Here is a 25,930-nt window from a genome sequence, read left to right on the forward strand (position 1 = left end):
CGCTACGAGGCCTGACTGACGGAACTCATGTTGAAGTCGGGCACCCGGACGGGCGGCATCGCGGCCCGGGTGAACCAGTCGCCCCACTCGCGCGGCAGGCAGCGCTCGGTACGCCCGACCTCGCTGATCCGGCCGAGCAGGTCCACCGGGGACTCGTTGAAGCGGAAGTTGTTGACCACACCGACCACCTCGCCGTGCTCCACCAGGTAGACGCCGTCCCGGGTGAGGCCGGTGAGCAGCAGCGTCGCCGGGTCCACCTCGCGGATGTACCAGAGGCAGGTGACCAGCAGTCCCCGCTCGGTGCGGGCGATCATCTCCTCCAGCGTCGGGGCGGCCTCCTGGTCGGCCGTCTCCAGCACCAGGTTGTCCACCGCCGGGGTGAGCGGCAGCTCGGTCAGCGCGGCGGAGTGCCGGGTGGTCAGCAGGTTGACCAGCTGGCCGTCGCGGATCCAGTCGGTGGCGGTCAGCGGCAGACCGTTGTCGAAGACGGAGACGTCCGCGCCGGTGGAGTGGGCCAGCACGAACGGCGCCGCCTCCAGCCCCGGCTCGGCCGGGTCGGAGCGCAGCGTCAGCGGCAGCTTGCTCAGCCGGTCGCCGATCCGGGTGCCGCCGCCCGCCCGGGAGAACACCGTCCGGCCTTCGGCGGCGTCCCGGCCGCCGGAGGACCAGCTCAGGTACACCATCAGGTCGGCCACGGCGGTCGGCGGCAGCAGCGTCTCGTACCGGCCGGCCGGCAGGTCGATCCGTCGCGCGCCCCAGGCCAGGCGCCTGGTGGCCTCGGCGTGCAGGTCGGCGACGGACACGTCCGCGAAGTCCCGGGTGGCGGCGCCCACCCACGCGGAGCCGGTGAGGTCCGCGGTCTTGGCGTTCAGCTCGACCGTGCCGGTCGGCTGGTCGTGGCGCAGCCGCAGGCCGGTGGAGCTGCCCAGGTAGCTGGACGTCATCTCGTGCCGGGCGAAGCCGTAGAGCAGTTCGCCCTGGGCCCCGGCCCGGGCGAAGGCCTCGCCGAGGGCCGGCGCCAGGGCGGCGAAGACCTCGATCGAGGTCTCGGCCGGCGCCGCGGTGAAGTCCGGGGCGACCGGGCGGTCGGCGACCAGCGGCTGGGCGTCCTCGGCGGGCCCGGCGGCGCTCGCGGCGGCCTCGGCCGCGCGGACCAGGCTCTCGATCTCCGCCAGCGTCACCGCCTCCCGCGAGACCACGCCGGAGGCGGTGCCCTTGCCGCCGTCGATGGTCGAGATGACGGTGAGCCGGCGGCCCCGGGTGACGCCGTTGGTGGTGAGCGCGTTCCCGGCCCAGCGGAGGTTGGCCGTCGACTCCTCGTCGGCGATCACCACGCAGCCGTCGGCGCGGGAGAGTTCGAGCGCCCGCTCGACCAGCTCGTGCGGGCGGGTGGGGGTGCTGTCTTCGGCGGGCATCAGTGACCGGCCTCCTGCTGCGTGTTGAGCACGTTGACGTTGCGGAACAGCGCGGACGGGCAGCCGTGGCTGACCGCCGCGACCTGGCCCGGCTGCGCCTTGCCGCAGTTGAAGGCGCCGCCCAGGACGTAGGTCTGCGGGCCGCCGACGGCGGACATCGAGCCCCAGAAGTCGGTGGTGGTGGCCTGGTACGCGAAGTCCTTGACCTGGCCCGCCAGCCGGCCGTTCCTGATGGCGTAGGCGCGCTGGCCGGTGAACTGGAAGTTGTAGCGCTGCATGTCGATCGACCAGGAGCGGTCACCGACGATGTACAGGCCCTTCTCCACGCCGTCGAACAGGCCCTCGGTGTCGGGGCCGCCGGCCACGGGCTGGAGCGAGACGTTGGCCATCCGCTGCACGGGCACGTGCGCGGGGGAGTCCGCGAAGGCGCAGCCGTTGGAGCGGCCAAGGCCCTTGAGCTTCGCCATCCGGCGGTCCAGCTGGTACCCGACCAGGGTGCCGTCCTTCACCAGGTCCCAGGACTGGGTGGCCACGCCCTCGTCGTCGTAGCCGATAGTGGCCAGGCCGTGCTCGGCGGTGCGGTCACCGGTGACGTGCATCAGCTCGGAGCCGTACCTGAGGCTGCCGAGCTTGTCGAAGGTGGCGAACGAGGTGCCGGCGTACGCGGCCTCGTAGCCGAGCGCGCGGTCCAGCTCGGTGGCGTGGCCGATCGACTCGTGGATGGTCAGCCAGAGGTTGGACGGGTCGATCACCAGGTCGTAGCGGCCGGCCTCGACGCTCGGCGCGCGCATCTTCTCGGCGAGCAGGACGGGCAGTTCGGCCAGCTCGGCGTCCCAGTCCCAGCCGGAGCCGGGGCCGCCCGCCAGGTACTCCCAGCCGCGGCCGGCCGGCGGCGCGATGGTGCGCATCGAGTCGAACGCGCCGGTGCGCTCGTCCACCGAGGTGGCCTCCAGCACCGGGTGCAGCCGGATCCGCTGCTGGGTGGTGACGGTGCCCGCGGTGTCGGCGTAGAACTTGTTCTCCTGCACCGTCAGCAGCGTCGCCTGGACGTGCGAGACGCCGGTGGCGCCCAGCAGCCGGTTGCTCCAGTCGGCGAGCAGCGCCGTCTTCTCGGCGTCCGGCACCTCGAAGGGATTGATCTCGTACGCGGACACCCAGGTGGCGTCCGGGTAGACCGGCTCCTCGGCCAGCTCCACCACGTCCGCGCTGCCCGCCGCGCGGCTGATCCCGCCGGAGAGCCTGGCCACCGCGACGGCCTGCTCGGCGACCCGGGCGGCGGCGTCCGTGGTGAGGTCCACCCCGGCGGCGAAGCCCCAGGCGCCGTCGAGCAGCACCCGGACGGCGAAGCCGAGTTGGACACTGTCCGAGGTGCCGGCCGGCCGGGCGTCGCGCAGCCGCCAGGAGGCGCTGCGGACCCGCTCCAGGCGGAAGTCGGCATGGGCGGCGCCGAGCTGCCGCGCCCGGCCGAGCGCGGCATCGGCGAGGGTGCGCAGCGGGTACGCGAGGAACTGCGGGTCGACGGCGCGGCCCCGCGGGGTGGCGGCGCTGGATGTCGGGGGCATCGGGCTCCCTGGTTCGGGGGACGATTCGGTGCGTCAGATACCCACGCAGGGGTACCCGCACCGAATCATCGCCCGTCCAACGGCTTTCGGCCAGCAGATTAGGAGGCTGCGCCCGGGCGGCGCGGCGCCGCTCAGGCCACGGCCTCCCACCAGCCGTCCAGCTCGGGCGGGTTGTCCACGTCGACCCGCTCGCCGGGGCGCGGCACCGCGAGCGGGACGGCCTGGGTCTTGGCCTCGGCGAGCAGCCGCTCTATCGGCTCGGACCACGGGTGCAGGCCCAGGTTGAAGGTGCACCAGTGGACGGGGACGAGCAGCCCGGCCTTCAGGTCGCGGTGGGCGAGGACGGCGTCCTCCGGCGTCATGTGGATGTCGGCCCAGGCCGCGTCGTACGCGCCGATCTGGATCAGCGCGGCGTCGAACGGGCCGTGCTGCTCGCCGATGGCGCGGTAGCCCTCGAAGTAGCCGGAGTCCCCGGTGTAGAAGACCCGGCGGGTGGGCCCGGCGATCACCCACGAGCCCCACAGGGTGGTGTTGCGGGTCAGGCCGCGGCCGGAGAAGTGGTGCGCGGAGGTGAGGGTGAGCACCAGCTCGCCCAGGGTGCAGGTCTCGTTCCAGTCCAGCTCGATGATCCGGTGCTCGGGCACGCCCCAGCGGCGCAGGTGGCCGCCGATGCCCAGCGGCACCGCGAACGGCGCGGACTGGCTGCGTACCAGCCGCTTCACGGTGGCCATGTCCAGGTGGTCGTAGTGGTCGTGCGAGATCAGCACCGCGTCGACCTGCGGCAGCTCCTCCAGCTCCACCGGCACCGGGTGCAGCCGCTTGGGGCCGATGTGCGCGGCGGGGGAGCAGCGGTCGCTCCAGACCGGGTCGAGCAGTACCCGGGTGCCCTCGATCTCCACCAGCGCGGAGGCGTGCCCGTACCAGGTGATCTCCACGCCCTCGGCGGCCGGGCGCGGACCGCCGGCCGGGCGCACGGTCGGCACCGGGCGGGAGGGGGTGCGACCATCGCGCTCGAAGAGCATCCGGCGGACGGTGCCCGGGTCTATGTCCGGGGTCTCGTTGGCGCGGGCCAGCGTGGAGGGCGCGTTGTGGAAGACGCCGTCCCGGTACTGCGGGGAGTTGCGCACCCGCTCCTCGCGCTCGCCGTCCGGTCGCCGGCCGAAGGCGGCCGGCAGGTCGCGCAGGGACCAGGCCGCCGCCCCCGCGGCCGTGGCCAGGGCCGCCAGGGCCAGCAGTCGTCCGCGCCGGCCGGTGCTGCCGGGCTGTCGCTCGCTCATCCGTGCTCTGCCTTCACTGGGAGTTGTCGATCCGTGCGTCCCGGGCGGGTGGGCCCTGGGCGGGATAGTAGGGCGCGCCGCAGCCCACCGCACAGTGGGGGGAACGGGCACGGTGGTCCCCGTTGTTCCCGCCGGTGACCGGTACGCACGGCGGGCGCGCATTGTCAGAACGCCACAGTTCTGCCGGTACGGACCTGTCGACGCCCGATTCGTTGCATCCCGGGCACGACCGATAGCGTCACACTGCGTGCGCATACCGAGTACGCGCCTGACCTGGCCGGGGCGGGGGGAGCCCCCCGAAGCCGCCCGGCCGGCAGAGGGACAACTACGGAGAGAGGTGGATCGTTGAGCCGCTCGGTTCTCGTCACCGGAGGAAACCGGGGCATCGGCCTCGCGATCGCCCAGGCCTTCGCCGAGGCGGGCGACAAGGTCGCCATCACCAGCCGCTCGGGTGAGGTGCCCGAGGCCCTGGCGAAGTACGACGTTCTCGCGGTCCGCTGCGACATCAACGACTCCGCGCAGGTCGACGCGGCCTTCACCGAGGTCGAGGCGAAGCACGGCGCGGTCGAGGTCCTGGTCGCCAACGCGGGCATCACCAAGGACACCCTGCTGCTGCGCATGACGGAGGACGACTTCACCTCCGTCGTGGACACCAACCTGACCGGCGCCTTCCGCGTGGTCAAGCGGGCGTCGAAGCTGATGATGCGGGCGCGCAAGGGCCGCGTCCTGCTGATCTCCTCGGTGGTGGGCCTCGCCGGCTCCCCCGGGCAGGCCAACTACGCGGCGTCCAAGGCCGGCCTGGTCGGCTTCGCCCGCTCGCTGGCGCGCGAGCTCGGGCCGCGGAACATCACCGTCAACGTCGTCGCCCCCGGCTTCGTGGACACTGACATGACCGCGGTGCTCAGCGAGGAGCGCCGCAAGGAGATCGTCGAGGGGGTGCCGCTCGGCCGGTACGCCGCACCCGCCGAGGTCGCCTCCACCGTGCGGTTCCTCGCCTCCGACGAGGCCGCGTACATCACCGGAGCCGTCATTCCTGTCGACGGCGGATTGGGCATGGGTCACTGAGTCATGAGTGGAATCCTTGAGGGCAAGCGCATCCTCATCACGGGGGTGCTGATGGAGTCCTCCATCGCCTTCCACACCGCGAAGCTGGCCCAGGAGCAGGGCGCCGAGATCATCCTCACCGCCTTCCCGCGGCCGAGCCTGACCGAGCGGATCGCCCGCAAGCTCCCCGCCCCCGCCAAGGTGCTGGAGCTCGACGTCTCCAACCCCGAGCAGCTGGCCGGCATCGCCGACCAGGTACGCGAGCACCTGCCCACCCTGGACGGCATCGTCCACTCCATCGGCTTCGCGCCGCAGGACGCCCTGGGTGGCAACTTCCTCAACACCCCGTGGGAGTCCGTGGCCACGGCCATGCACGTCTCCGCGTTCTCGCTGAAGTCGCTGACCATGGCGCTGCTCCCGCTGATGCAGGACGGCGGCTCGGTGGTCGGCCTGACCTTCGACGCGCAGTTCGCCTGGCCGAAGTACGACTGGATGGGCCCGGCCAAGGCCGCGCTGGAGGCCACCTCCCGCTACATGGCCCGTGACCTCGGTGAGCGCAACATCCGCTGCAACCTGGTCTCGGCCGGCCCGATCGGTTCGATGGCCGCCAAGTCCATCCCGGGCTTCGGCGAGCTGGCCGACACCTGGAACCACCGCTCCCCGCTGAAGTGGGACCTCAACGACCCGGAGCCGGCCGGCCGCGGCGTCGTCGCCCTGCTCTCCGACTGGTTCCCCAAGACCACCGGCGAGATCATCCACGTCGACGGAGGCCTCCACGCCATCGGCGCCTGACGCTCCACCCGCTCCACCCCGCCGCCCGCCACCGCACCCGCCGTGGCGGGCGGCGGCATACCCGGCCCGGGGAACCGCCCCCTGATCCGGATCGTCCCTACCCGCAGTACGTTCCGTTTCACTCGACGTAGGGGGAGAAGAGTGCGACCGGCAGAGGGGGAGGCGACGCTCGACGCCACCGTCAACCCGCGGCTGGACCGCGAGTTCGACCGGCTGGAGTCGCTCCGGGCGAACGGCGGCGATCTGGTGCTCGCGGGCCCGCAGGGGCTCGGCTGGGACCCGGTCTACGTCTTCGGCATGGACACGCCGGACAGGACGGTCTCCGAGGTGGTCGGCGGCAAGGTGCACTGGCAGACCCGGGATCCGACCCGCTCTGCGGCGGAACTCATGGTCTTCGTCTCCGAGGGGAAGGCCGTGGGCGCCTACGAGGTCGCGGTGGGCTTCGCACCCACCGACTACCAGGGCCCCCTGCACCGCGAGCTGCGCCTCCGGCCGGTGACGGCCGTCGATGCCGCCGTGCGGGTCGTTGGTCAGTAGGCGGGTCGCCGGGCCGCGCGGGGGCAGGGGTCAGGTGTCGGTGGGGCCGCAGGCCCCGATGGAGCGGCCGGCTTCCAGGGCGGCCCGGCGGGTGTCGCCGTCGCGGATGGCGTCGATGATGCCGTCGTGGCCGAGGAAGCGCTCGGGGATGAGCTCCGGCCCTACGTCGTGCCGAAGCTGGGAGCGCATGACCTCGCCGAGGTCGGCGTAGACGGCGGCGAGGACGTCGTTGTGGGCGGCCGCGACGACGGCTTGGTGGAACGCGGCGTCGGCCTGGACGAAGTCCTCGGCGTCGCCCGAGTGCCAGGCGCCGTCGCGGCGGGCGAGCGCGTTCTCCAGCAGGTGCAGGTCGCGATCGGTGCGCCGGGCGGCGGCCAGGCCCGCGGCGGAGGTCTCCAGGGCGGCCCGCAGCTCGGCGACCTGGCCCTGGTCGGCGTCGGCGAAGCGCCGGTGCATCACCCCGGCCAGTTCGCTGGTGGCGAGCACGTAGGTGCCCGAGCCCTGGCGGATGTCCAGGAGGCCGTTGTGGGCGAGCGCGCGGACGGCCTCGCGGACGGTGTTGCGGGCCACCCCCAGCTGCTCGACCAGGGCGGCCTCGGTGGGGATGCGGGAACCCACCGGCCACTCGCCGGAGGTGATCTGGGCGCGAAGCTGCGCGATCACCTGGTCGGACAACGGGGTGCGCCTCGGAGAGGACAGCGCCACTGGGGCTCCTTGCTGCTGAGTCGGTTCGGGACATCATGCCAAGACCGGGACACCGGCGTGCGCTAATTCATCCCATCATTCTATGATGGCTCCTATGCCCACCGCAGCGGATACCTCCACCACCCCACAGACAGAGGCCCGGCAGCCGGTCCGGCGGCCTGCCCCCGCCCGTACCAAGTACCTCAGCGTGCTGCTCGCGATCGCGATCACCGCCGCCGCCTTCAACCTGCGACCCGTCGTCACCAGCCTCGGGCCGCTCCTCGACCAGGTCCGCGCCGACCTGCACATGAACCCCACGGTCGCCGGCCTGCTCACCGCCGTCCCCTCGGTCTGCTTCGCGCTGTTCGGCTTCGCCGCGCCCGTGCTGGCCCGCCGGATCGGCCCGCTCGCGGTGGTCGCCGCCGGAATGGGCGCCGTCACCCTCGGCGTCCTCAGCCGCTCCTTCGCCGACGGCACCGCGCTCTTCCTGCTGCTCACCGCCGTCGCCCTGGCCGGCGTCGCGGTCTCCAACGTGCTCATCCCGGTGGTGATCAAGCGCTACTTCCCGGACCGGGTCGGCCCGATGATCGGGCTCTACTCGATGTCGCTGTCCGCCGGCACCTCGCTCGCCGCAGCCGTCACCGTCCCGCTGACCACCGCGCTCGGCGGCAGCTGGCGGGTGGGGCTCGGCATCTGGGCCGTGGCCGGCGCCCTGGCCCTGGTGCTCTGGCTGGCCGTGCTGGTGCTGGGCCGCGAGCGGGCCGGCTCGCCGGTCGCGCAGGTCGCGGACCGGCTGCCGATCCTGCGCAGCCGTACCGCCTGGGCGCTGGCCTGCTTCTTCGGCCTCCAGGCGACCGGTGCCTATGTGGCGATGGGCTGGATGCCGAAGATCTTCCAGGACGCCGGGATCTCCTCCTCGACCTCCGGCGTGCTGCTGGCGCTGACGATGGTGATCGGTGTACCGGTCTCGTTCGTGCTGCCCAACCTCGCCGCGCGCCGCGGTGACCAGCGGCTCTTCGTGGTCGTCCTGGCCTCCTTCGGGATCGTCGGGTACTCGGGCCTGGCGCTGGCCCCGGCGGGCGCGCCCTGGGTGTGGGCCGGGATGGTCGGCCTGTCCAACTGCGCGTTCCCGCTGGTGCTGACCATGATCGGCCTGCGGGCCAGGACCCCCGGCGGGGTGGCCCAGCTCTCGGCCTTCGCCCAGGGCCTCGGCTACCTGATCTCCATCCCCGGCCCGATCCTGGTCGGGCGGCTGTACCAGGCCACCGGCCAGTGGTACCTGCCGCTGGGCTTCCTCGTCCTGCTGCTGATCCCGCAGATGGCGTTCGGCCTGCGCGCCGCCCGCGCCCGGCACATCGAGGACGAGGCGGTCCTCCCCGCCCCGGCCCCGGTCCGGGCGTAGGGCGCGGTTCGGGTCTGCGACGGGCCCGGGAAAGGCCTGGGGCGGGCGTGGGCGCGGCACGCCCGCCGATGCCTGGCCCCGTCGGCCGCCCCCCACGGGCGGGATGCGAGACTCGGGTCATGCCCGTTCTCGAACCGAACCCCACCGACGGCCACAAGAAGCTGGCCCAGATCGCCGCGGTGATCGCCGGCATCGTCGTGGTGCTGGCCATCGCCGCCACCATCGCCAAGAACATCGGCTGACCCGCCGCCGCCCTCCACCCCTGCGGGTGGCGGAGCCCGGAGCGCCGCGCCCGACGGCCGGTTTTCTGCCAAGCTTGCTGGGTATGAGCGCCGACACGCCCCGCAGGATCATTGTTCTTCGCCATGCCAAGGCCGACTGGCCGAACCAGGTGGACGATCACGAGCGGCCGCTGGCCGACCGTGGCCGTCACCAGGCGCCGGATGCGGGCCGCTGGCTCGCCGATTCCGGCATCAACCCCGACTACGTACTCTGCTCCACGGCGCTGCGCACCAGGGAGACCTGGAAGCTGGCCGTGCACGAGCTGCCCAAGCGGCCGCGCCGGACGGTGTACGACGAGCGGGTGTACGACGCCAGCCCCGGCGAGATCATCACGGTGCTCCAGGAGACCCCGGACGAGTTCGTGGACGTGGTGCTGGTCGGCCACAACCCGGGCGTGCTCGGCCTCACCCAGGTCCTGGCCGGCGACGAGGGCGACCGGGACGCGCTGGAGCGGCTGCGGCTGGGCGGATTCCCCACGGCGGCGGTCGCGGTGCTCACCTTCACCGGTCCGTGGAAGGGCGTGGAGCCGGGCGCGGCAGAGCTGGTCTCGTACCACACGCCGCAGGAGTAGCGGCGGGTAGCGGAAAGGGGCGCGAGAATCTCCGCGCGCCCCTTTCTGTGCTTCTTCACACCCGTGCTCGCCGGGCAGCCGAGCGCCGGCTGCGCCTACCCCGGCGCGCCCAGCGCGCGCCGCCTGCCCTCGCGCTACTCCGTCGGGGTGCCGTGCAGGAGGTCGGCCGCCTCGATCTCCTCGCGGGTGATGCCCAGCAGGTACAGCACGGTGTCCAGGAACGGGAAGTTCACCGCCGTGTGCGCGGCCTCCCGCACCACCGGCTTGGCGTTGAACGCCACCCCGAGCCCGGCCGCGTTCAGCATGTCCAGGTCGTTGGCGCCGTCGCCGATCGCCACCGTCTGCTCCAGCGGGACCTTCGCCTGCTCGGCGAACCGGGCCAGCCAGCGGGCCTTGCCGGCGCGGTCCACGATCTCGCCCGTCACCCGGCCGGTGAACTTGCCGTCCACCACCTCCAGGGTGTTGGCCGCCGCGAAGTCCAACCCCAGCAGCTCCACCAGGTGGTCGGTGACCTGGGTGAAACCCCCGGAGACGATCGCCACCTGGAAACCCAGCCGCTGGAGCGTACGGGTCAGCGTGCGCGCGCCCGGTGTGAGCCGTACCTCGGCCCGGACCTTCTCGGTGACGCTCGCGTCGAGCCCCGCCAGCAGCGCCACCCGGGCGCGCAGCGACTCGGCGAAGTCCAGCTCGCCGCGCATCGCGGCGGCCGTCACCGCGGCGACCTCCTCCTCGCAGCCCGCGTGGGCGGCGAAGAGCTCGATCACCTCGTCCTGGATCAGGGTGGAGTCCACGTCCATCACGACCAGGCGCTTGGCCCGGCGCTGAAGGCCCGCCTGGACGACGGCGATGTCCACCCGCTGGGTGGCCGCCTCCAGGGCCAGTTCGGCCCGCAGCTCGTCGGTGGCCACCCCGGAGACCGCCAGCTCGACCGCCGTCACCGGGTACTTGGCGAGGCGGAACACCCGGTCGATGTTGCCGCCGGCCGAGGTGATCCGGGCGGTCAGGGCCGAGACGGCGGAGGCGGTGAGGGGGTGGCCCAGCACGGTGACGTGCGAGCGGCCCTCCCGGCGCGGCCGGTTGTCGCCCGTACCGGAGATGATCTCCGCCTGGAGCTTGAGGTCCTCGGCCCAGCGGTGCACGGTGGCGCGCAGCGCACCCTCGGCGCCCGGCTCGCCGCCGGCGGGCGGGGTGACCAGGACACAGAGAGTTATCCGCCCCCGGGTGACCATCTGCTCGATGTCGATCACGTCGACGCCGAAGCCGGCGAGGGTGGTGAACAGACCGGCGGTGATACCAGGGCGGTCCTTGCCGAACACCTTGACGAGCAGGGTGCGCCCGTCCTCGGTCCGGGGCTGCGGGCTGGGGAGAGGCTCAGCGGCCGGAGGCGTTGCGTTCATGGTGCCTCCCAACCTACCCGGCGGGCGGCGCGCGCACGGCACCCGTCCGCCCCGTGGACGCCCTGGTGGCGAACCTGCGACAACGGCCGCGACCACCTGTGACGCCGTATCGGCCCCCCGCCCCGCCGGGCCGTCGGGAGGCGTCGGCGAACGGTCGGCGAGCCCCCGGCAGACCCGCCACGGAAGGTCGTTGTGGCTGTCGCGTGGCCGCGCTGTGCCCATTGCGGGACTGCGGGGAACGGGCGGACGCGAATCGTTGCCACCTGGTCACAGTCACGGGGGGTGACTTTCGTCAACGGGCGGCGGGCTGGAATGATTCCCCCCGTCAGGTCACGATCATCGCACCCCCGCAGGGGGCCAAACCGGGGGACCGAGAGAGCGGGGCAGGCGCGCAGTGCCGCAACTCGTACTTGAGATCAACGGGCAGCAGCGGACTCTTGAGCCGGGGCGGCCGTACACCATCGGGCGCAACCCGCAGTCGGACTTCCCGTTCGACGACGCCAGGGTCTCCTGGCACCACGCCACCATCACCTTCACCACGGCCGGCTGGTCGCTGGAGGATCACGGCAGCACCAACGGTACCTATGTCGGCGGCGGCCGCGTCCAGCAGGCGCAGCTCTTCCCCGGCGCGGTCGTCCACCTGGGCAACGGCGAGAACGGCCCCCGGCTGAGCTTCTCCGCCCCGGCCCAGGCCGCGGCCGCCCCCGCCCCGGCCTGGCACGACGTCGCCACCAGCCGCAGTGGCGGCCCGGCCGCCCAGCCCGCCCAGCCGTGGGAGCAGCAGCCGCCCGCGCACCAGCAGCCGCCCGTCCACCAGCAGTGGGACGCCCCGGCCGCGCAGCCCGCCTTCCCGCAGCAGCAGGGCGGCTTCCCGCAGGCCGGCCCCCAGAGCGGCCACCCGCAGGCCGTCCCGCCGCAGGGCGGCTTCCCGCAGCAGGGCTTCCCGCCGGACCTCGGCCCGCGCAACAACGGCCCGCAGCCGACGATGATCCGCAGCCTGACCTCCGGGATGCGCACCGTGCGCATCGGTCGCGCCCTGGACAACGACATCGTGGTGTCCGACCTCCAGGTCTCGCGTCACCACGCCGAGCTGCGCCAGCTGCCCGACGGCCGCTACGAGATCGTCGACCTCGGCAGCCACAACGGCATCTTCCTCAACGGCCAGCCCGTCCAGCGTCAGCTGATGGGCCCCCAGGACCGCCTGACCGTCGGCCACTCCAGCTTCGTCCTGGTCGGCGACCAGCTCCAGGAGTTCGTCGACACCGGCGCGGTCTCCTTCTCCGCCCGCCACCTGACCGTCGAGGTCGAGCACAAGGGCGCCAAGAAGATCCTGCTCAACGACGTCAGCTTCGGCGTCCCGGAGAAGTCGCTGGTCGCCGTCATCGGCCCGTCCGGCTCCGGCAAGTCGACCCTGCTGCGCGCCCTCACCGGCTACCGCCCGGCCGACCGCGGCGACGTCCTCTACGACGGCCGCAACCTCTACAAGCAGTTCGCCGAGCTGCGCTCGCGCATCGGCCTCGTCCCGCAGTCGGAGATCCTGCACAAGGAACTCACCGTCCGCACCGGCCTGAAGTACGCGGCCCGGCTGCGCTTCCCCGGCGACACCGAGCCGGCCGAGCGCGACAGCCGGATCGACGAGGTGCTCTACGAGCTGCGCCTGGACAAGCGCGCCGACAACCGCATCACCGCGCTCTCCGGCGGCCAGCAGAAGCGCGTCTCGGTGGCGCTGGAGCTGCTCACCAAGCCGTCGCTGATCTTCCTGGACGAGCCGACCTCCGGCCTCGACCCGGGCATGGACCGCGAGGTCATGCAGATGCTGCGCGGCCTCGCCGACGACGGCCGCACCATCCTGGTCGTCACCCACTCGGTCGCCGAACTCGCGCTCTGCGACCGGCTGCTGGTGATGGCGCCGGGCGGTTCGGTGGCGTACTTCGGTCCGCCGGACGAGGCCCTGCACTTCTTCGGGTACGAGACCTGGGCCGACGTCTTCCAGGCCTTCGAGAACTACCCGGAGCACGACTGGGCCGGCCGCTACCGGGGTTCGGTGCACTACCAGCAGTACTCGGCGGACGTGGACTCGGTGGCCGCCCAGTCCGACCAGATCGTGCAGGAGGCGGTGCGCCCGCCCAAGCCGCAGAGCTGGGGATCCCAGCTGTGGACGCTGATCCGCCGCTACCTGTCGGTGATCGCCTCCGACAAGGGCTTCATGGCGCTGTCGATCCTGCTGCCGGCCATCGTCGGCGGGGTCAGCGTGCTGATCCCCAACGAATCCGGCCTGGCCTCCGTCGTCACGGCCAAGAACAAGCTCGGGCTGAACAGCGGGGCCGCGACGATCCTGCTGATCCTGGCGATCGGGGCGTGCTTCTCCGGGTCGGCCAACTCGGTCCGAGAGTTGATCAAGGAACGGGCGATCTACGAGCGAGAACGAGCCACCGGGCTCTCCCGCTCGGCGTACATGATGTCGAAGATCATCGTGCTCGGGTTCTTCAGCGTCGTTCAGGGCGCCATCCTGTCCGCCGTCGGCTTCATGCCGCGCAAGCTGCCGCAGCACGGGCTGATCCTGCACAACCTGCCGGCCGTGGAGATGGCCATCGGCCTGATCCTGCTCAGCTTCGCCTCGATGATGTTCGGCCTGGTCATCTCCGCCCTGGTGAAGACCGCCGAGAAGACCATGCCGCTGCTGGTGATGTTCGCGATCGTCCAGGTCGTCTTCACCGGCTGCCTGTTCCAGATCTTCAGCAAGCCCGGCCTGGAGCAGTCCGCCTGGCTGATGCCCGCCCGCTGGGGCGTCGGCGCGGTGGCCACCACACTCGACCTCGCCAAGCTGATGGGCCCCTGGAACAAGGACTTCCAGAACCCCCAGTACGACCCGCTCTGGGGCCACAACGTCGGCCAGCTGGTCGTCAACTGGCTGGTGCTGATCGTCATCTCCGCGGTGCTGGGCTTCGTGGTGACGCGCCTGCAGAAGCGCCACGAGCCGGAGGTCATGCGCCAGGGCTGACCGCCCCCGCGGCACGCTCGGCCCGGCAGTACCGCCCAGGGCGGCGCCCCCACATAGGGGGTGCCGCCCTGCGGCGTTCCGGCACCCGGCCCACCCCGCGGCCGTTGGGCTCCCGCCTCCCGCCTCCCGCCTCCCGCCTCCCGCCTCCCGCCTCCCGCCTCCCGCCGGACCTAGGACTCCGGACCTGCTCCCGGCACGTCGCACGACCGACGCGGGCAGCCCTGGCCCGGCGGTAGGTTGGCCGTATGCCCGCCCCGTCCGCCGAGAAGCCCGCCGACCGGCCCGTCTGCATGCCCGCCGGCATGCCCGCCGAGCCGCACGTCGCGAAGCCCGCCGACCCGTCCGCCTGCCCGCCCAGCCTGGCCGGCATCGAGGCGGTCAGCGCCGCCGTCCTCGCGATGAGCCGCCACCTGGAGGTCCGCGAGGTGCTGCGGCGGATCACCGCCTCGGCCCGCAGCCTGCTCGGCGCGCAGTACGCCGCGCTCGGCGTCCCCGATGACCACGGCGGCTTCGCCCAGTTCGTGGTGGACGGCATCACCGACGAGCAGTGGCAGGCCATCGGCCCGCTGCCCCGCCAGCACGGCGTCCTCGCCCTGATGCTGCACCGGACCGACCCCACCCGGCTCGCCGACGTCCGCAAGGCCCCCGCCTTCGGCGGCTGGCCCGCCGCCCACCCCGACATGGTGGACTTCCTCGGCATGCCGATCCTGGACGGCTCCGACAGCGCCGCCCAGGAGATCATGGGCGTCATCTTCCTGGCCAACAAGGAGGCCGGCGACGGCTTCACCGACCAGGACGAGGAGCTGCTGCGGATCCTCGCCGCACACGCCGCCATCGCCCTCAGCAACGCCCGGCTCTACGAGCGCAGCCGCGAACTCACCCTCGCCGGCGAACGCGCCCGGATCGCCCACGACCTGCACGACGCCGTCTCCCAGAAGCTCTTCTCGCTGCGACTGACCGCCAAGGCCGCCGCCACCCTGGTCGAACGCGACCCCGCCCGGGCCCGCGCCGAACTCGCCGAGGTCGCCCGGCTCGCCGCCGAGGCCGCGGACGAACTGCGCGCCGTCGTCGTCGAGCTGCGCCCCGCCGCACTGGAGGAGGACGGCCTGGTCGCCACCCTCGCCTCCCAGGTCCAGGTCCTGGACCGGGCCCACACCGCCGCCGTGGACTTCGCCGCCGACGGCGTCCGCGCCCTGCCGCAGGCCCAGGAGGCGGCGGTGCTCCGGGTCGCCCAGGAGGCCCTGCACAACGCGCTGCGCCATGCCGACGCGCAGCACGTCCGCGTCACCCTCACCGGCACCCCGGCCCGCGGCGCCGTGCTGCGCGTCACCGACGACGGCCGCGGCTTCGACCCCGACTCCGTCCGCCGAGCCGGGCGCCACCTCGGCCTGGTCTCGATGCGCGACCGCGCCGCCGCCGTCGGCGGCCGGCTCACCCTGGACTCGGCCCCCGGCAAGGGGACGGCCGTCGAACTGGAGGTCCCAGGTGCCTGACAACCCCTCACCGATCCGGGTGCTGCTGGTGGACGACCACCAGGTGGTCCGCCGGGGCTTGCGCACCTTCCTGGAGGTCCAGGACGACATCGAGGTGGTCGGCGAGGCGGCCGACGGCGCCGAGGGCGTGGCCCGGGCCCAGGAGCTCGACCCCGACGTCGTCCTGATGGACCTCAAGATGCCCGGCGTGGACGGCATCGAGGCGCTGCGCACGCTCAAGGGCGAGGGCTGCCGGGCCAGGATCCTGATCGTCACCAGCTTCACCGAGCACCGCACCATGGTCCCCGCGCTGCGGGCCGGCGCGGCCGGGTACGTGTACAAGGACGTCGACCCGGAGGCCCTGGCCGGCGCGATCCGCTCCGTCCACGCCGGGCACGTGCTGCTCCAGCCCGAGCTCGCCGAGGCACTGCTCGCCGACGATGCGCCGCGCGCCCCGCAGGGCCGCGGCGGCAGCCTGACGGAGCGTGAGCGCGAGGTGCTCGGCCACATCGCCGACGGCCGCTCCAACCGTGAGATCGCCCGCAGCCTGCATCTGTCGGAGAAGACCGTGAAGACCCACGTCTCCAACATCCTGATGAAGCTCGACCTCGCCGACCGCACCCAGGCCGCCCTCTGGGCGGTCCGCAACGGCCAGGCCGGCGAAGGCTGACGCACCCACGTGCACCCGGGTGGCCGCGCCCCGGGGCGCGCGTCGGTCCATGCGCGCGTCGCCGCTACCGCGTCAGTCCGTACCGCGCTCGTCCACCAGCGCGTTGTACGCCGCGACCTGGGCCCGGCGCGCGGTTCGCGACAGCGGCGCCAGCACGGCCTGACGGGCGGCCATCTCCGAGGCGCTGACCGCCGCGCCGTGCCCGCCGGAGGCGATCGAGAGCAGTGCCGCCACCTGCCGGGCCGACTCCAGTACCCGGACCGCGCGCGGCGGGTAGCCGGGGGCGAGCAGCTCGGCGTCCCCCCGCTTGCGGTACGCGTCCAGTGCGCGCAGCGCCCCCGGGTCGGCGCCGGCCACGTCCAGCCGGGTCAGCAGGACGGTCGCCTCCCGCAGCCCGTCCGCCAGCTCGCGCTCGGCCTCGTGCAGCGACGGCACGTCGGCCGGCGGGGCCTCGTTCACCTCGGAGCAGCGCCAGAGCACGGTCGCCGAACGGTCCCCGGGCGGGCCGAACACCTCCACCTCGGGGACGAGCCCCAGCGGCATCCCGACCGCCAGCACCGCCTCGCCCGCACCCAGCGCCCGGGCGTTGAACTCGGACGGGCCGGTCAGGCCCAGCGGGTGTCCGGCGCTCGGCAGCGCGAGCCGCAGCCCGCTCACCCCCAGCACCCGCAGCCGCCCCAGCGCCCAGGTCAGGGCGTGCTGCTCGCCGGGCGCGTCCCCCGGCAGCCCGGTCACCCGGTGGCTCTCGTCCCGGCCGAGCACCGCGTCCGCGGCGTTGTCCGGGGGCACCAGCCCGGCCAGCAGGGCATTGCCCCAGGCGGTCAGCCGCCCCGATCGGGGCTCTTCGTACGGATTGTCGGCAGGAGTCACGAGCATCCGGCCAGCCTACGGAAAAGTGCGACACCCGGGTGGCGTAGGTTGGCCCTGTGCTGCGAGCGGAGCACCTCTCCCGTGCCGATCCGGCCGCCGGGGTAGGCTGCCCGCCCGCACCGACTGTCGACACGAGTGGACCGCACCCCGGGGCCCGACGCGCAGGGCCCCACGGACGGCCGAATTCTGCATTGGGGAAGGCGTAGGCATGAGCGACGTGCTGGAGCTGGTGGACGTATCCGTGGTCCGGGAGGGGCGCGCGCTGGTCGACGAGGTCTCCTGGGCGATCTCCGAGGGCGAGCGTTGGGCCATCCTCGGGCCCAACGGCGCCGGCAAGACCACCCTGCTGCAGATCGCCTCCACCTACCTCCACCCGACCAAGGGCAAGGTCTCCGTCCTCGGCGAGAAGCTCGGCGAGGTGGACGTCTTCGAGCTGCGCGCCCGGATCGGCCTCGCCAGTGCCTCGCTGCTGGACCGCCTCCCGGCCGAGCAGACAGTCCTGCAGACGGTGCTCACCGCCGCCTACGGCATGACCGTCACCTGGCAGGAGACGTACGAGCAGACCGACGAGTCGCGCGCGCTCGCGCTGCTCGACCGGCTCGGCATGGCGGGCTACACCACCCGCAAGTTCGGCACCCTCTCCGAGGGCGAGCGCAAGCGCACCCTGATCGCCCGTGCGCTGATGACCGACCCGGAGCTGCTGCTGCTCGACGAGCCGGCCGCCGGCCTGGACCTCGGCGGCCGCGAGGACCTGGTGCGCCGGCTCGGCGCGCTGGCCCAGGACGAGTTCGCCCCGGCGATGGCGATGGTCACCCACCACGTCGAGGAGATCGCGCCCGGCTTCACCCACGTCCTGATGATCCGCCAGGGCAAGGTGCTCACCGCGGGCCCGATCGAGACCGAACTGACCGCCCGCAACCTGTCGCTCTGCTTCGGCCTGCCGCTCACCCTGGAGCGCCACGGCGACCGCTGGTCGGCCCAGGGCCTCCCCCTCGCCTCGGCCACCGCCTGAGCCGGCTCGCCTGAGGCACATTGCCTGAGCCGCCGGGCCGCGAGCACCGCCCGGCCATGCCCGAGCCGCCGCGGGGCACCCGCCTGACCCGCCCTCCGACCAGCCACGCGGTGCTGAACTCCACTGAACTGGAACCGGTCGCACGTGCGACCGGTTTCCGCCCCTCCACCTGCGGGAACCTTCCGCCCGAAAGCCCTTCGCTCCCTAGGATGGACACGTGGACAGCTGGATCTGGTGGCTCCTGGCCGCCGTCGGCCTCGGGATACCGCTGGTGATCACCGCGATGCCCGAGTTCGCCATGTTCGCGGTCGGCGCCGCCGTGGCCGCGGTGGTCGCGGCGGTCGGCGGCGGGGTGGTGCTCCAGTTCCTGACCTTCGTCGCGGTCTCGGTCGCGCTGCTGGTCGTGGTCCGGCCGATCGCCTACCGGCAGCTCAGGCGGGGCCCGCAGATCAAGATGGGCATCGAGGCGCTTCAGGGCGCCACCGCGGTCGTCGCGGAGAAAGTCGACGGGGAGGGCGGCCGGATCAAGCTGAACGGCGAGATCTGGTCGGCCCGTGCGCTCCACCCCGGCAGTGTGTACGAGCCGGGGCAGCAGGTCGACGTCGTCGAAATCCAGGGCGCGACCGCCCTGGTCGTCTAGGGGAGAGTCCGTGGAACCCGTCCTTATCGTCCTGGTCGTCCTGGTCGTGGTGGCATTCATCGCGCTGATCAAGACGATCCAGGTCATCCCGCAGGCCAGCGCCGCGATCGTGGAGCGCTTCGGCCGCTACACCCGGACGCTCAACGCCGGCCTGAACATCGTCGTCCCGTTCATCGACCGGGTACGCAACCGCATCGACCTGCGCGAGCAGGTCGTGCCCTTCCCGCCGCAGCCGGTGATCACCCAGGACAACCTGGTGGTCAACATCGACACGGTGATCTACTACCAGGTCACCGACGCCCGGGCGGCCACCTACGAGGTCGCCAGCTACATCCAGGCGATCGAGCAGCTCACCGTCACCACGCTGCGCAACATCATCGGCTCGATGGACCTCGAATCCACCCTGACCTCCCGCGAGGTCATCAACGCCGGCCTGCGCGGCGTCCTGGACGAGGCGACCGGCAAGTGGGGCATCCGGGTCAACCGGGTCGAGCTCAAGGCGATCGAGCCGCCGACCTCCATCCAGGACTCGATGGAGAAGCAGATGCGCGCCGACCGTGACAAGCGCGCCGCGATCCTCACCGCCGAGGGTGCCCGGCAGGCCGCCATCCTGCGGGCCGAAGGCGACAAGCAGGCCGAGGTGCTCAAGGCCGAGGGTGAGGCGCAGGCGGCGGTGCTGCGCGCCGACGGTGAGGCGGCGGCCATCCGGACGGTCTTCGAGGCCATCCACGACGGCGACGCCGACCAGAAGCTGCTGGCGTACCAGTACCTGCAGACCCTGCCCGAATTGGCCAAGGGTGACTCCAACAAGCTCTGGATCATCCCGAGCGAGGTCGGCGACGCGCTCAAGGGCCTCGGTGGCGCCTTCACCGGCCTGGCCGGCGCCAACGGCGGCGGGGCCGTCGCCCCGCCGGCAGCCCCGCCCGCGCCGCCCGCCACCCAGGTACCGCTGGACCCGGCGGCCGGCCCCGCCGCCGGACCGCGTCCGGTGGACACCGACACCAAGGGCGCCGCCCGCCCCCGGATCGACCCGATCCGCGGGTACCAGAAGAACGCCCCGGAGTAGTCCCCGCGCAGTCCCCGAGCAGTTCCCGCACCGGGCCGAGGGCCCGCTCCGCATCGCGCGGAGCGGGCCCTCGGCCGTTCCGGATGCTGGATCGGCCCTAGGCGCACGGCGCGGCGTCCGGCATGATCGCTCCGGAGAGCGGTGACAGGACCGAGCGCAGAGGTGGGGCATGACAGTCTGGGAGGCCGTCGCCGTCCTGTTCGCGGGCGTCGGCGCCGGGATGATCAACGTGATCGTCGGCTCCGGCACCCTGATCACCTTCCCGGTCCTGCTCGCGGTCGGCGTACCGCCCGTCACCGCCAACGTCTCCAACTCCTTCGGGCTGGTCCCCGGCTCCCTCAGCGGCGTCATCGGCTACCGGCGGGAGCTCGCCGGACAGGGCCGCCGCCTCGCCCGGCTCGGTACGGCCTCACTGATCGGCGGCCTGATCGGCGCCCTGCTGCTGGTGAAGCTGCCCAGCGCCGCCTTCGACGCGATCGTCCCGGTGCTGATCCTGCTGGCCCTGGTCCTGGTGGTGATCCAGCCCCGGGTGGCCCGCGCCGTCGCCGCCCGGCGGGGGGACACCGGCGGCCCGGACCCGGACGGCGGCGCGCTGCTCCTCGCCGGGGTCTTCCTCACCGGCATCTACGGCGGCTACTTCGGCGCGGCCCAGGGCGTCCTGCTGCTCGCCCTGATGGGCATGCTCCTCCAGGAGGAGATGCAGCGCATCAACGGGGTGAAGAACGCCCTGGCCATGATCGTCAATGGCGTCGCCGCGGTGTTCTTCCTGTTCACCTCCACCGTCGACTGGACGGCCGCACTGCTCATCGCGGTCGGCTCGCTGGTCGGCGGCCTGGCCGGAGCCAAGGTGGGGCGCCGGCTGCCGCCGCCCGTACTGCGCTCGGTCATCGTGGTGGTGGGCCTCGCCGCCGTCACCAAACTGGTCGTCAGCTGATCCCGGGTAGCCCGCCGGCTCCACCTGCCACCCCGCCGCCGGGGAGAGACCGAATGGCCCTCGGGATTCCCGAGATCGGTGCACGGCGCGAGAGGGTGTTGCGCGCGGCGGGCCCGGCCTTCCTATGCTCCTACGAGTGCACCTTCCGTCCGTACTGCACCGAGGCGACGACGGCCGGCCGCCCCCGCCCACGGGGGTCGCCCCCTTCGCGCCGTCGCGCCGGACGGCCCGACCACCCAAGGCACGACCACCCAAGGGGAGCGGCTCGATGAGCGCAGCACGACTGACCGAGGACGAGATCACGGCGGGCCTGGCCCGGCTGCCGCAGTGGTCGCGGGAGGGCGACACCATCGTGCGCACCGCGGACGCCGCCGACTTCCCGGCCGCGATCCGGGTGGTGGCGGCCGTGGCCGAGGACGCCGAGGCACTGAACCACCACCCCGACATCGACATCCGCTGGCGTACCCTTCGCTTCGCCCTCTCCACCCACAGCGCGGGCGGCCTCACCGAGCTCGACCTCACCCTGGCCGCCCGGATCGACAAGGCCCTGAACGCCGAGGCCTGAGGCCCCGACCGCCCTGACCGTCCGTTACGGGTGGAGCGGAGTGGGCCGCTCCACCCGGCGTGAGATGCTGACTGCCGCAGCGCACGCAGTCGGGACGGACGGAACGTATGGCTCAGGACCTTCCCCCTACCTTCGGCCGGGACTACCCCGACCACCAGGCCGGGCAAGGCCCTGCCGGCTACGACCAGCAGCAGTCCTGGTACCCGCAGCAGCAGGGCCACGACGGCGGCGCCGGTCAGCACGTCTGGTACCCCGAGCAGGGCGGGCAGGGACACCAGGACCCCCAGCCGGTCTGGCACGACCAGCAGGCGCAGCAGGCCTGGCAGCACGGCGTCCCCGAGCAGTACGAAACCGACGTCTACGGCAACCCGGTCGCCGCCTACGGCGGCCACGGCAGCGTCGGCGGCGCCGGCGACCAGGGCAACTACGGCTTCTACGGGCACGGTTCGAGTGCCGACCACGGCCAGGGCCACGCGGGTGGCTACGACGAGCCCGGGGCCTACCAGGACGGGCCTGCCCAGCAGCTCTACGCGTCCTCCGGTGCAGAGTCCACCCAGGGCGGCCACCTCACCGTCGAGCCGGCGGCCGGTAGCGCCTTCGCGACCTCCACCGACGCCGCCGCCCCCGCCGACGGCAGCCCGTCCGCCCCCGGCCCGGACCCCGCCCCCGGCCCGGCGCGACGCGGTGACGCCCCCCGCTCGTCGCTCGCCGCGAAGGCCAGGGCCGCCGCCGACGCCGTCATCTCCGCCGACCACGCGCCCGCTCCCCGGGCCCTGGCGATACGCGCCGGCGCCGGCATAGCCGCCCTCGCCGTCCTGGTGACCGCCGGCCTGGTGGTCAGCGGAGAGCAGCGCGGCGGCGACTCCATCGAGGCCACCGGCGGCGAGAAGGGCTTCACCGTCGCCCACGCCAAGGTCTGGGCGGCCGCGGCCGCGGCCGACGCCCAGCAGGGCGCCGACGACACCCTGGTCGGCGGATGGCTGCTGGACAATGCCGTGGTCCGGGCCGACAGCACCGGCCTGCACGCCTACGACCTGGCCACCGGCAAGCCCATCTGGACCGCCGAACCTCCCGCCCAGGGCGCCGCGCTCTGCGGCCTCGCCCCGTCCGTCAACGCGGGCGGCCTCGGCGCCGCGCTCTTCCGGCCCCGCGCCGACCCCAAGAGCCCCTGCACCCTGGTCACCGCCGTCGACACCAGGACCGGCAAGACCGCCTGGACGAAGACCGTCTCGGATGCCAAGGACGGCTACACCGCCCGGATTGCCGTCACCGACGACAAGGTGATCGCGGTCGGCGACGACAAGGCGCTCGCCTGGGAGGCCGCCGACGGCAAGGACGTCTGGCAGTACACCGGCCAGGGCAGGTTCTGCACGCTCTCCGGCGGCGCCCAGGGCAAGACCGTCGTGATCCACAGCAGCTGCGCCGACTCCACCCCGGTCGACCAGGCCGTCGCACTGAACACCGCCGACGGCAAGGTCAGCTGGTGGCGCGGCCTCAACAACCAGCCGAAGACGGTCACGGTGCTCTCCGCCGAGCCCGCCGCCGTCCTCACCACGGGGGAGAAGCCGGCCGAGGACCGGGTCTTCGCCTGGGGGCAGACCGGGGACCCGGCCGCCGAGATCCCGGTCGGCGCCGAGGAGGCCAGGCTCGACGCCGGCCGCGGCGCCTTCTCCGCCGCGCCCGGCGTGTTCTTCCAGGACCGGACCATGATCGGCATGCTGACGTCCGCCGCGGGCGGCCCCGTCTCGATCGCCGCCTACGACCTGAACACCGGCAAGCAGGTGTGGGCGACCAAGGCCTCCGAGAAGGGCAGGGTCCGGGCGGTCGGCCTGGACAAGGGCGCGCTGGTGCTCGCCGCCGACGAGCGGGTCGGCCAGCCGGCGCACCTCAGCCGGTTCGGGCTCACCGGCGGCCAGGAGACGGTCGGCGGCAGCTTCCCCGAGGGCACCGGCTCGCTGCTGATCTCGGGCCGGGTGATGACCGGCGGCGGCCGGACGGTCGTCGTGCCCGAGCACTCGGCCAACTTCGGGATTGCGTCCGCGTACGAGGCGAAGGACTGAGGCCCTGCCGCCGGGGGCCATCGATCGTCGCGTGCCCGTGCCGCGTCCGCCCCACCCGGGCGGACGCGGCACGGGACTTGCCGGCGTACGGCTCAGGCAGCCGCCGTCGCCACCGTGCCGGCCTGGGCCGGCAGCCAGGCGGCCAGCTCCCGTACGTCGGAACCGCGCAGCCCGAGCGCCAGCATCAGCGTGGCCTGCGGAGTCGGCTCGAAGGGCTTGCGCAGCAGCCGCATGCCCGCCTGCTCCGGCGTCCGGTCGGCCTTGCGCTGGTTGTCCTCCGCGCACGCGGCCACCGTGTTCAGCCAGCTGTCCGCGCCGCCGCGCGACTTCGGCTGGAGGTGGTCGACGGTGGTCGCCCGGCGCCCGCAGTAGGCGCACAGGTGCTGGTCACGCACCAACACCCCCCGCCGGGACCACGGCGCACGTTGTCGGAACGGCACTCTTACGTACCGTTGCAGCCTGATCACCCGCGGCACCGGGACGATGACACCCGTACCGCGCACCGTCCGGAGCGGATGGGCCTGCTCGACCACCGCCTTGTCCTGCAGTACCAGCACCACGGCCCGCTGCAACGACACCGTCGTCAGCGGCTCGTAGCTCGCATTGAGCACCAGCGTGTTACGCACCTCGGCCACCCTTCCCTGGGCGTGCCACGGCGGCACGACCGTCCCCACACACGTCACTGCCGCCGCGCGGCGGTGGGACCACTGTGAAGGGGCCCGAGGCCGTCGAACAACGGAATTTCCGGTGTTGCCACGGGGCACCGGCGGTGCCCGGCCGAAAACCCGGTGGTCCGGAGCGCGTACTCTCTAGAACGCTGGAGCCGTTCCGTACCGGGGCCCGATCGAACAGGGCCCGTCCCGGGGACGGACGCCCGATCGAAGGAGAAGCGTGACCGTGACGGACATCGTCGACGAGCTGCGGTGGCGTGGGCTGATCGCCCTGTCCACCGACGAGGACGCACTGCGCAAGGCGTTCGCGGACGGCCCGGTCACGTTCTATTGCGGCTTCGACCCGACGGCCCCGAGCCTGCACCTCGGCAACCTGGTCCAGATCCTCACCATGCGTCGCATCCAGCAGGCCGGGAACCTGCCGCTGGGCCTGGTCGGCGGCGCCACCGGCCTGATCGGTGACCCCAAGCCGACCGCCGAGCGCGTCCTCAACGACCCCGAGACGGTGGCCGGCTGGGTCGATCGCCTGCGCGCCCAGATCTCGCGCTTCCTGGACTTCGAGGGCGAGTACGCGGCGCGGATGGTCAACAACCTGGACTGGACGTCCGGCATGTCGGCCATCAGCCTGCTGCGCGACGTGGGCAAGTACTTCCGCGTCAACAACATGATCGCCAAGGAGGCCGTCGCCCGCCGGCTCAACTCCGACGCGGGCATCAGCTACACCGAGTTCAGCTACCAGATCCTCCAGGGCATGGACTACCTGGAGCTGAACCGCCGCTACGGCTGCACCCTGCAGACCGGTGGCAGCGATCAGTGGGGCAACCTCACCGCCGGCACGGACCTGATCCGCAAGGCGGACGCCAAGTCGGTGCACGCGCTGGCCACCCCGCTGATCGTGAAGGCGGACGGCACGAAGTTCGGCAAGACGGAGTCCGGGACGGTCTGGCTCGACCCCGAGCTCACCACCCCGTACGCCTTCTACCAGTTCTGGCTGAACGCGGATGACCGGGACGTCTCCAACTTCCTGCGGATCTTCAGCTTCCGCTCCAAGGAGGAGATCGAGGAGCTGGAGCGCGAGACCGCCGAGCGCCCCGCCGCCCGCCTCGCCCAGCGCGCGCTGGCCGAGGAGCTGACCACGCTGGTGCACGGCGCCGACCAGTACGAGCGCGCCGTCGCCGCCTCGAAGGCCCTCTTCGGCCAGGGCGACCTCGCCGACCTGGAGGCGCCGACGTTGGCCGCCGCGCTGGCCGAGGTCCCCAAGGCCGAGGTCACCGAGCTGCTCCCGGTCGTCGACCTGCTGGTCGCCGTGGGCCTGGCCCCGAGCCGCTCGGCCGCCCGCCGGACGGTGAAGGAGGGCGGTGCCTACCTCAACAACGCCAAGGTGGTGGACGAGGAGGCGACGCCGACCACGGCCGACCTGCTGCACGGCCGCTGGCTGGTACTGCGGCGCGGAAAGCGCAACCTGGCCGCCGTCGAGCTGACCGCGGCCGGCTGAAAGCAGACCGCGGTTGACCTGCTGCTTTGAACCCTGAGGGCCGGATCTCGCCAGATCCGGCCCTCGGTGTTTGACGGGGGCCGCCGACTGGCCTAGTGTTGGACGAGTCGCCTGAAGCGGGCGGGTGTACGGGAAGGCCGAGAGGCCTACTCGGACCGGCCGTAGCGACCGTTCACATTCAGCAGGTTCCAGCTCTTACTCGACTCCCATAAACGGGTGCGCTTCTGCGTGTAGTCGTCGGGTCCGGGCCGGTGAATTTCGGAGAGATCCGGAAATGCGCTAATGTGGAGGTCGCCGCAGAAAAGCGGACCTGGCCAGCCAGGATCGGAAATTGAAACTCCGGGAAACGGAGCGGAAAACATCTGATAAGCTGGAAATGCGAAAGAACGAAGCGCCCGGAGAGTTCACGAGAGTGACTCGAAGGAAGTGTCCGTTCCTTGAGAACTCAACAGCGTGCCAAAAGTCAACGCCAGATATGTTGACATCCCCGGCCTGGACCGTTCGGTCCGGG

23 protein-coding genes are annotated in these 25,930 nt (G+C 72.7%); 16 read left to right on the forward strand and 7 right to left on the reverse strand.

Annotated elements, in window-relative coordinates:
• Positions 1-2: 2 nt before the first annotated feature.
• From ACIBH3_RS12045 to ACIBH3_RS12055, 3 genes are all read right to left on the reverse strand, one after another.
• Entirely contained in the window at positions 3-1,415 is a 1,413-nt protein-coding gene (locus ACIBH3_RS12045) for a metallopeptidase TldD-related protein (RefSeq protein ID WP_396311820.1), read from the reverse strand.
• Positions 1,415-2,977 carry a TldD/PmbA family protein gene (locus ACIBH3_RS12050; protein WP_396311821.1) on the reverse strand — a complete coding sequence of 521 codons (1,563 nt, stop codon included), beginning with the start codon at positions 2,975-2,977 and terminating at the stop codon, positions 1,415-1,417. The genes ACIBH3_RS12045 and ACIBH3_RS12050 overlap by 1 nt, the downstream gene beginning before the upstream one ends.
• A gap of 131 nt (positions 2,978-3,108) precedes the next feature.
• Positions 3,109-4,254, reverse strand: coding sequence for an MBL fold metallo-hydrolase (locus tag ACIBH3_RS12055; protein WP_396311822.1), 1,146 nt, complete (start codon positions 4,252-4,254; stop codon positions 3,109-3,111).
• A 345-nt stretch (positions 4,255-4,599) separates the two neighbouring features.
• On the opposite strand from ACIBH3_RS12055, the gene fabG reads away from it, so the two are divergent.
• The 3 genes from fabG (at position 4,600) to ACIBH3_RS12070 (ending at position 6,627) form a co-directional block, all read left to right on the forward strand.
• A complete protein-coding gene (fabG, locus tag ACIBH3_RS12060) occupies positions 4,600-5,319 on the forward strand; it encodes a 3-oxoacyl-[acyl-carrier-protein] reductase (protein ID WP_396311823.1) in 720 nt (239 codons plus the stop codon).
• 3 nt (positions 5,320-5,322) lie between these two features.
• Positions 5,323-6,090, forward strand: a complete 768-nt coding sequence (gene fabI, locus ACIBH3_RS12065; protein ID WP_396311824.1) for an enoyl-ACP reductase FabI — start codon at positions 5,323-5,325, stop codon at positions 6,088-6,090.
• A gap of 141 nt (positions 6,091-6,231) precedes the next feature.
• Positions 6,232-6,627: a hypothetical protein gene (locus ACIBH3_RS12070; protein WP_396311825.1), complete on the forward strand. Its 396-nt coding sequence runs from the start codon at positions 6,232-6,234 to the stop codon at positions 6,625-6,627.
• 30 nt (positions 6,628-6,657) lie between these two features.
• On the opposite strand, the gene ACIBH3_RS12075 is transcribed toward ACIBH3_RS12070, so the two are convergent.
• The gene (locus ACIBH3_RS12075) at positions 6,658-7,332 is read right to left on the reverse strand and encodes a FadR/GntR family transcriptional regulator (RefSeq protein ID WP_396311826.1); all 675 of its coding nucleotides are present in this window, start codon (positions 7,330-7,332) and stop codon (positions 6,658-6,660) included.
• Between the two features lie 94 nt (positions 7,333-7,426).
• Here ACIBH3_RS12075 and ACIBH3_RS12080 point away from each other — a divergent pair, with 94 nt between their 5' ends.
• From ACIBH3_RS12080 to ACIBH3_RS12090, 3 genes are all read left to right on the forward strand, one after another.
• The gene (locus ACIBH3_RS12080) at positions 7,427-8,713 is read left to right on the forward strand and encodes a CynX/NimT family MFS transporter (protein ID WP_396311827.1); all 1,287 of its coding nucleotides are present in this window, start codon (positions 7,427-7,429) and stop codon (positions 8,711-8,713) included.
• 119 nt (positions 8,714-8,832) lie between these two features.
• On the forward strand, positions 8,833-8,955 hold the full coding sequence (locus ACIBH3_RS12085; protein WP_396311828.1) for an SGM_5486 family transporter-associated protein: 123 nt from the start codon (positions 8,833-8,835) through the stop codon (positions 8,953-8,955).
• Between the two features lie 83 nt (positions 8,956-9,038).
• Positions 9,039-9,566 carry a SixA phosphatase family protein gene (locus ACIBH3_RS12090; protein ID WP_396311829.1) on the forward strand — a complete coding sequence of 176 codons (528 nt, stop codon included), beginning with the start codon at positions 9,039-9,041 and terminating at the stop codon, positions 9,564-9,566.
• A 134-nt stretch (positions 9,567-9,700) separates the two neighbouring features.
• Here ACIBH3_RS12090 and serB read toward each other — a convergent pair whose 3' ends face one another.
• Entirely contained in the window at positions 9,701-10,963 is a 1,263-nt protein-coding gene (gene serB / locus ACIBH3_RS12095; RefSeq protein WP_396311830.1) for a phosphoserine phosphatase SerB, read from the reverse strand.
• Between the two features lie 394 nt (positions 10,964-11,357).
• Between serB and ACIBH3_RS12100 the strand changes: the two genes are divergently transcribed.
• From ACIBH3_RS12100 to ACIBH3_RS12110, 3 genes are all read left to right on the forward strand, one after another.
• Positions 11,358-13,964, forward strand: a complete 2,607-nt coding sequence (locus ACIBH3_RS12100) for an FHA domain-containing protein (protein ID WP_396311831.1) — start codon at positions 11,358-11,360, stop codon at positions 13,962-13,964.
• A 302-nt stretch (positions 13,965-14,266) separates the two neighbouring features.
• Positions 14,267-15,457 (forward strand): GAF domain-containing sensor histidine kinase, encoded by a 1,191-nt coding sequence (locus ACIBH3_RS12105; RefSeq protein ID WP_396311852.1) that lies wholly within the window; start codon positions 14,267-14,269, stop codon positions 15,455-15,457.
• On the forward strand, positions 15,450-16,106 hold the full coding sequence (locus tag ACIBH3_RS12110; protein ID WP_396311832.1) for a response regulator: 657 nt from the start codon (positions 15,450-15,452) through the stop codon (positions 16,104-16,106). Before ACIBH3_RS12105 ends, ACIBH3_RS12110 begins: the two co-directional genes overlap by 8 nt.
• 72 nt (positions 16,107-16,178) lie before the next feature.
• Here the strand turns inward: ACIBH3_RS12110 and ACIBH3_RS12115 are convergent, their stop codons facing one another.
• Positions 16,179-16,982: a hypothetical protein gene (locus ACIBH3_RS12115; protein WP_396311833.1), complete on the reverse strand. Its 804-nt coding sequence runs from the start codon at positions 16,980-16,982 to the stop codon at positions 16,179-16,181.
• A gap of 202 nt (positions 16,983-17,184) precedes the next feature.
• Here ACIBH3_RS12115 and ACIBH3_RS12120 point away from each other — a divergent pair, with 202 nt between their 5' ends.
• The 6 genes from ACIBH3_RS12120 (at position 17,185) to ACIBH3_RS12145 (ending at position 23,253) form a co-directional block, all read left to right on the forward strand.
• A complete protein-coding gene (locus tag ACIBH3_RS12120; protein WP_396311834.1) occupies positions 17,185-17,988 on the forward strand; it encodes an ABC transporter ATP-binding protein in 804 nt (267 codons plus the stop codon).
• Between the two features lie 229 nt (positions 17,989-18,217).
• The gene (locus ACIBH3_RS12125; protein WP_396311853.1) at positions 18,218-18,628 is read left to right on the forward strand and encodes an NfeD family protein; all 411 of its coding nucleotides are present in this window, start codon (positions 18,218-18,220) and stop codon (positions 18,626-18,628) included.
• 10 nt (positions 18,629-18,638) lie between these two features.
• Entirely contained in the window at positions 18,639-19,694 is a 1,056-nt protein-coding gene (locus tag ACIBH3_RS12130; protein WP_396311835.1) for an SPFH domain-containing protein, read from the forward strand.
• A 169-nt stretch (positions 19,695-19,863) separates the two neighbouring features.
• Entirely contained in the window at positions 19,864-20,628 is a 765-nt protein-coding gene (locus ACIBH3_RS12135) for a sulfite exporter TauE/SafE family protein (protein WP_396311836.1), read from the forward strand.
• 268 nt (positions 20,629-20,896) lie between these two features.
• Positions 20,897-21,193, forward strand: coding sequence for a 4a-hydroxytetrahydrobiopterin dehydratase (locus ACIBH3_RS12140; RefSeq protein ID WP_396311837.1), 297 nt, complete (start codon positions 20,897-20,899; stop codon positions 21,191-21,193).
• A 107-nt stretch (positions 21,194-21,300) separates the two neighbouring features.
• Positions 21,301-23,253 carry a PQQ-binding-like beta-propeller repeat protein gene (locus ACIBH3_RS12145; RefSeq protein WP_396311838.1) on the forward strand — a complete coding sequence of 651 codons (1,953 nt, stop codon included), beginning with the start codon at positions 21,301-21,303 and terminating at the stop codon, positions 23,251-23,253.
• 92 nt (positions 23,254-23,345) lie between these two features.
• Here the strand turns inward: ACIBH3_RS12145 and ACIBH3_RS12150 are convergent, their stop codons facing one another.
• Positions 23,346-23,879, reverse strand: a complete 534-nt coding sequence (locus ACIBH3_RS12150; protein WP_396311839.1) for an HNH endonuclease — start codon at positions 23,877-23,879, stop codon at positions 23,346-23,348.
• Positions 23,880-24,150: 271 nt separating this feature from the next.
• Between ACIBH3_RS12150 and tyrS the strand changes: the two genes are divergently transcribed.
• Positions 24,151-25,419 (forward strand): tyrosine--tRNA ligase, encoded by a 1,269-nt coding sequence (gene tyrS / locus ACIBH3_RS12155; RefSeq protein WP_396311854.1) that lies wholly within the window; start codon positions 24,151-24,153, stop codon positions 25,417-25,419.
• Positions 25,420-25,930 lie beyond the last annotated feature (511 nt).

Origin of the sequence: Kitasatospora sp. NPDC050543, assembly GCF_044457565.1 — a bacterium.
GTDB lineage: Bacteria > Actinomycetota > Actinomycetes > Streptomycetales > Streptomycetaceae > Kitasatospora.

Excerpts from the sequence above, each read along its gene's own strand:
- ACIBH3_RS12045 (WP_396311820.1), bottom strand. The coding sequence starts at position 1,415 with ATGCCCGCCGAAGACAGCACCCCCACCCGCCCGCACGAGCTGGTCGAG.
- ACIBH3_RS12050 (WP_396311821.1), bottom strand. The coding sequence starts at position 2,977 with ATGCCCCCGACATCCAGCGCCGCCACCCCGCGGGGCCGCGCCGTCGAC.
- ACIBH3_RS12055 (WP_396311822.1), bottom strand. The coding sequence starts at position 4,254 with ATGAGCGAGCGACAGCCCGGCAGCACCGGCCGGCGCGGACGACTGCTG.
- fabI (WP_396311824.1), top strand. The coding sequence starts at position 5,323 with ATGAGTGGAATCCTTGAGGGCAAGCGCATCCTCATCACGGGGGTGCTG.
- ACIBH3_RS12080 (WP_396311827.1), top strand. The coding sequence starts at position 7,427 with ATGCCCACCGCAGCGGATACCTCCACCACCCCACAGACAGAGGCCCGG.
- ACIBH3_RS12085 (WP_396311828.1), top strand. The coding sequence starts at position 8,833 with ATGCCCGTTCTCGAACCGAACCCCACCGACGGCCACAAGAAGCTGGCC.
- ACIBH3_RS12090 (WP_396311829.1), top strand. The coding sequence starts at position 9,039 with ATGAGCGCCGACACGCCCCGCAGGATCATTGTTCTTCGCCATGCCAAG.
- serB (WP_396311830.1), bottom strand. The coding sequence starts at position 10,963 with ATGAACGCAACGCCTCCGGCCGCTGAGCCTCTCCCCAGCCCGCAGCCC.
- ACIBH3_RS12105 (WP_396311852.1), top strand. The coding sequence starts at position 14,267 with ATGCCCGCCGAGCCGCACGTCGCGAAGCCCGCCGACCCGTCCGCCTGC.
- ACIBH3_RS12115 (WP_396311833.1), bottom strand. The coding sequence starts at position 16,982 with ATGCTCGTGACTCCTGCCGACAATCCGTACGAAGAGCCCCGATCGGGG.
- ACIBH3_RS12120 (WP_396311834.1), top strand. The coding sequence starts at position 17,185 with ATGAGCGACGTGCTGGAGCTGGTGGACGTATCCGTGGTCCGGGAGGGG.
- ACIBH3_RS12135 (WP_396311836.1), top strand. The coding sequence starts at position 19,864 with ATGACAGTCTGGGAGGCCGTCGCCGTCCTGTTCGCGGGCGTCGGCGCC.
- ACIBH3_RS12140 (WP_396311837.1), top strand. The coding sequence starts at position 20,897 with ATGAGCGCAGCACGACTGACCGAGGACGAGATCACGGCGGGCCTGGCC.
- ACIBH3_RS12145 (WP_396311838.1), top strand. The coding sequence starts at position 21,301 with ATGGCTCAGGACCTTCCCCCTACCTTCGGCCGGGACTACCCCGACCAC.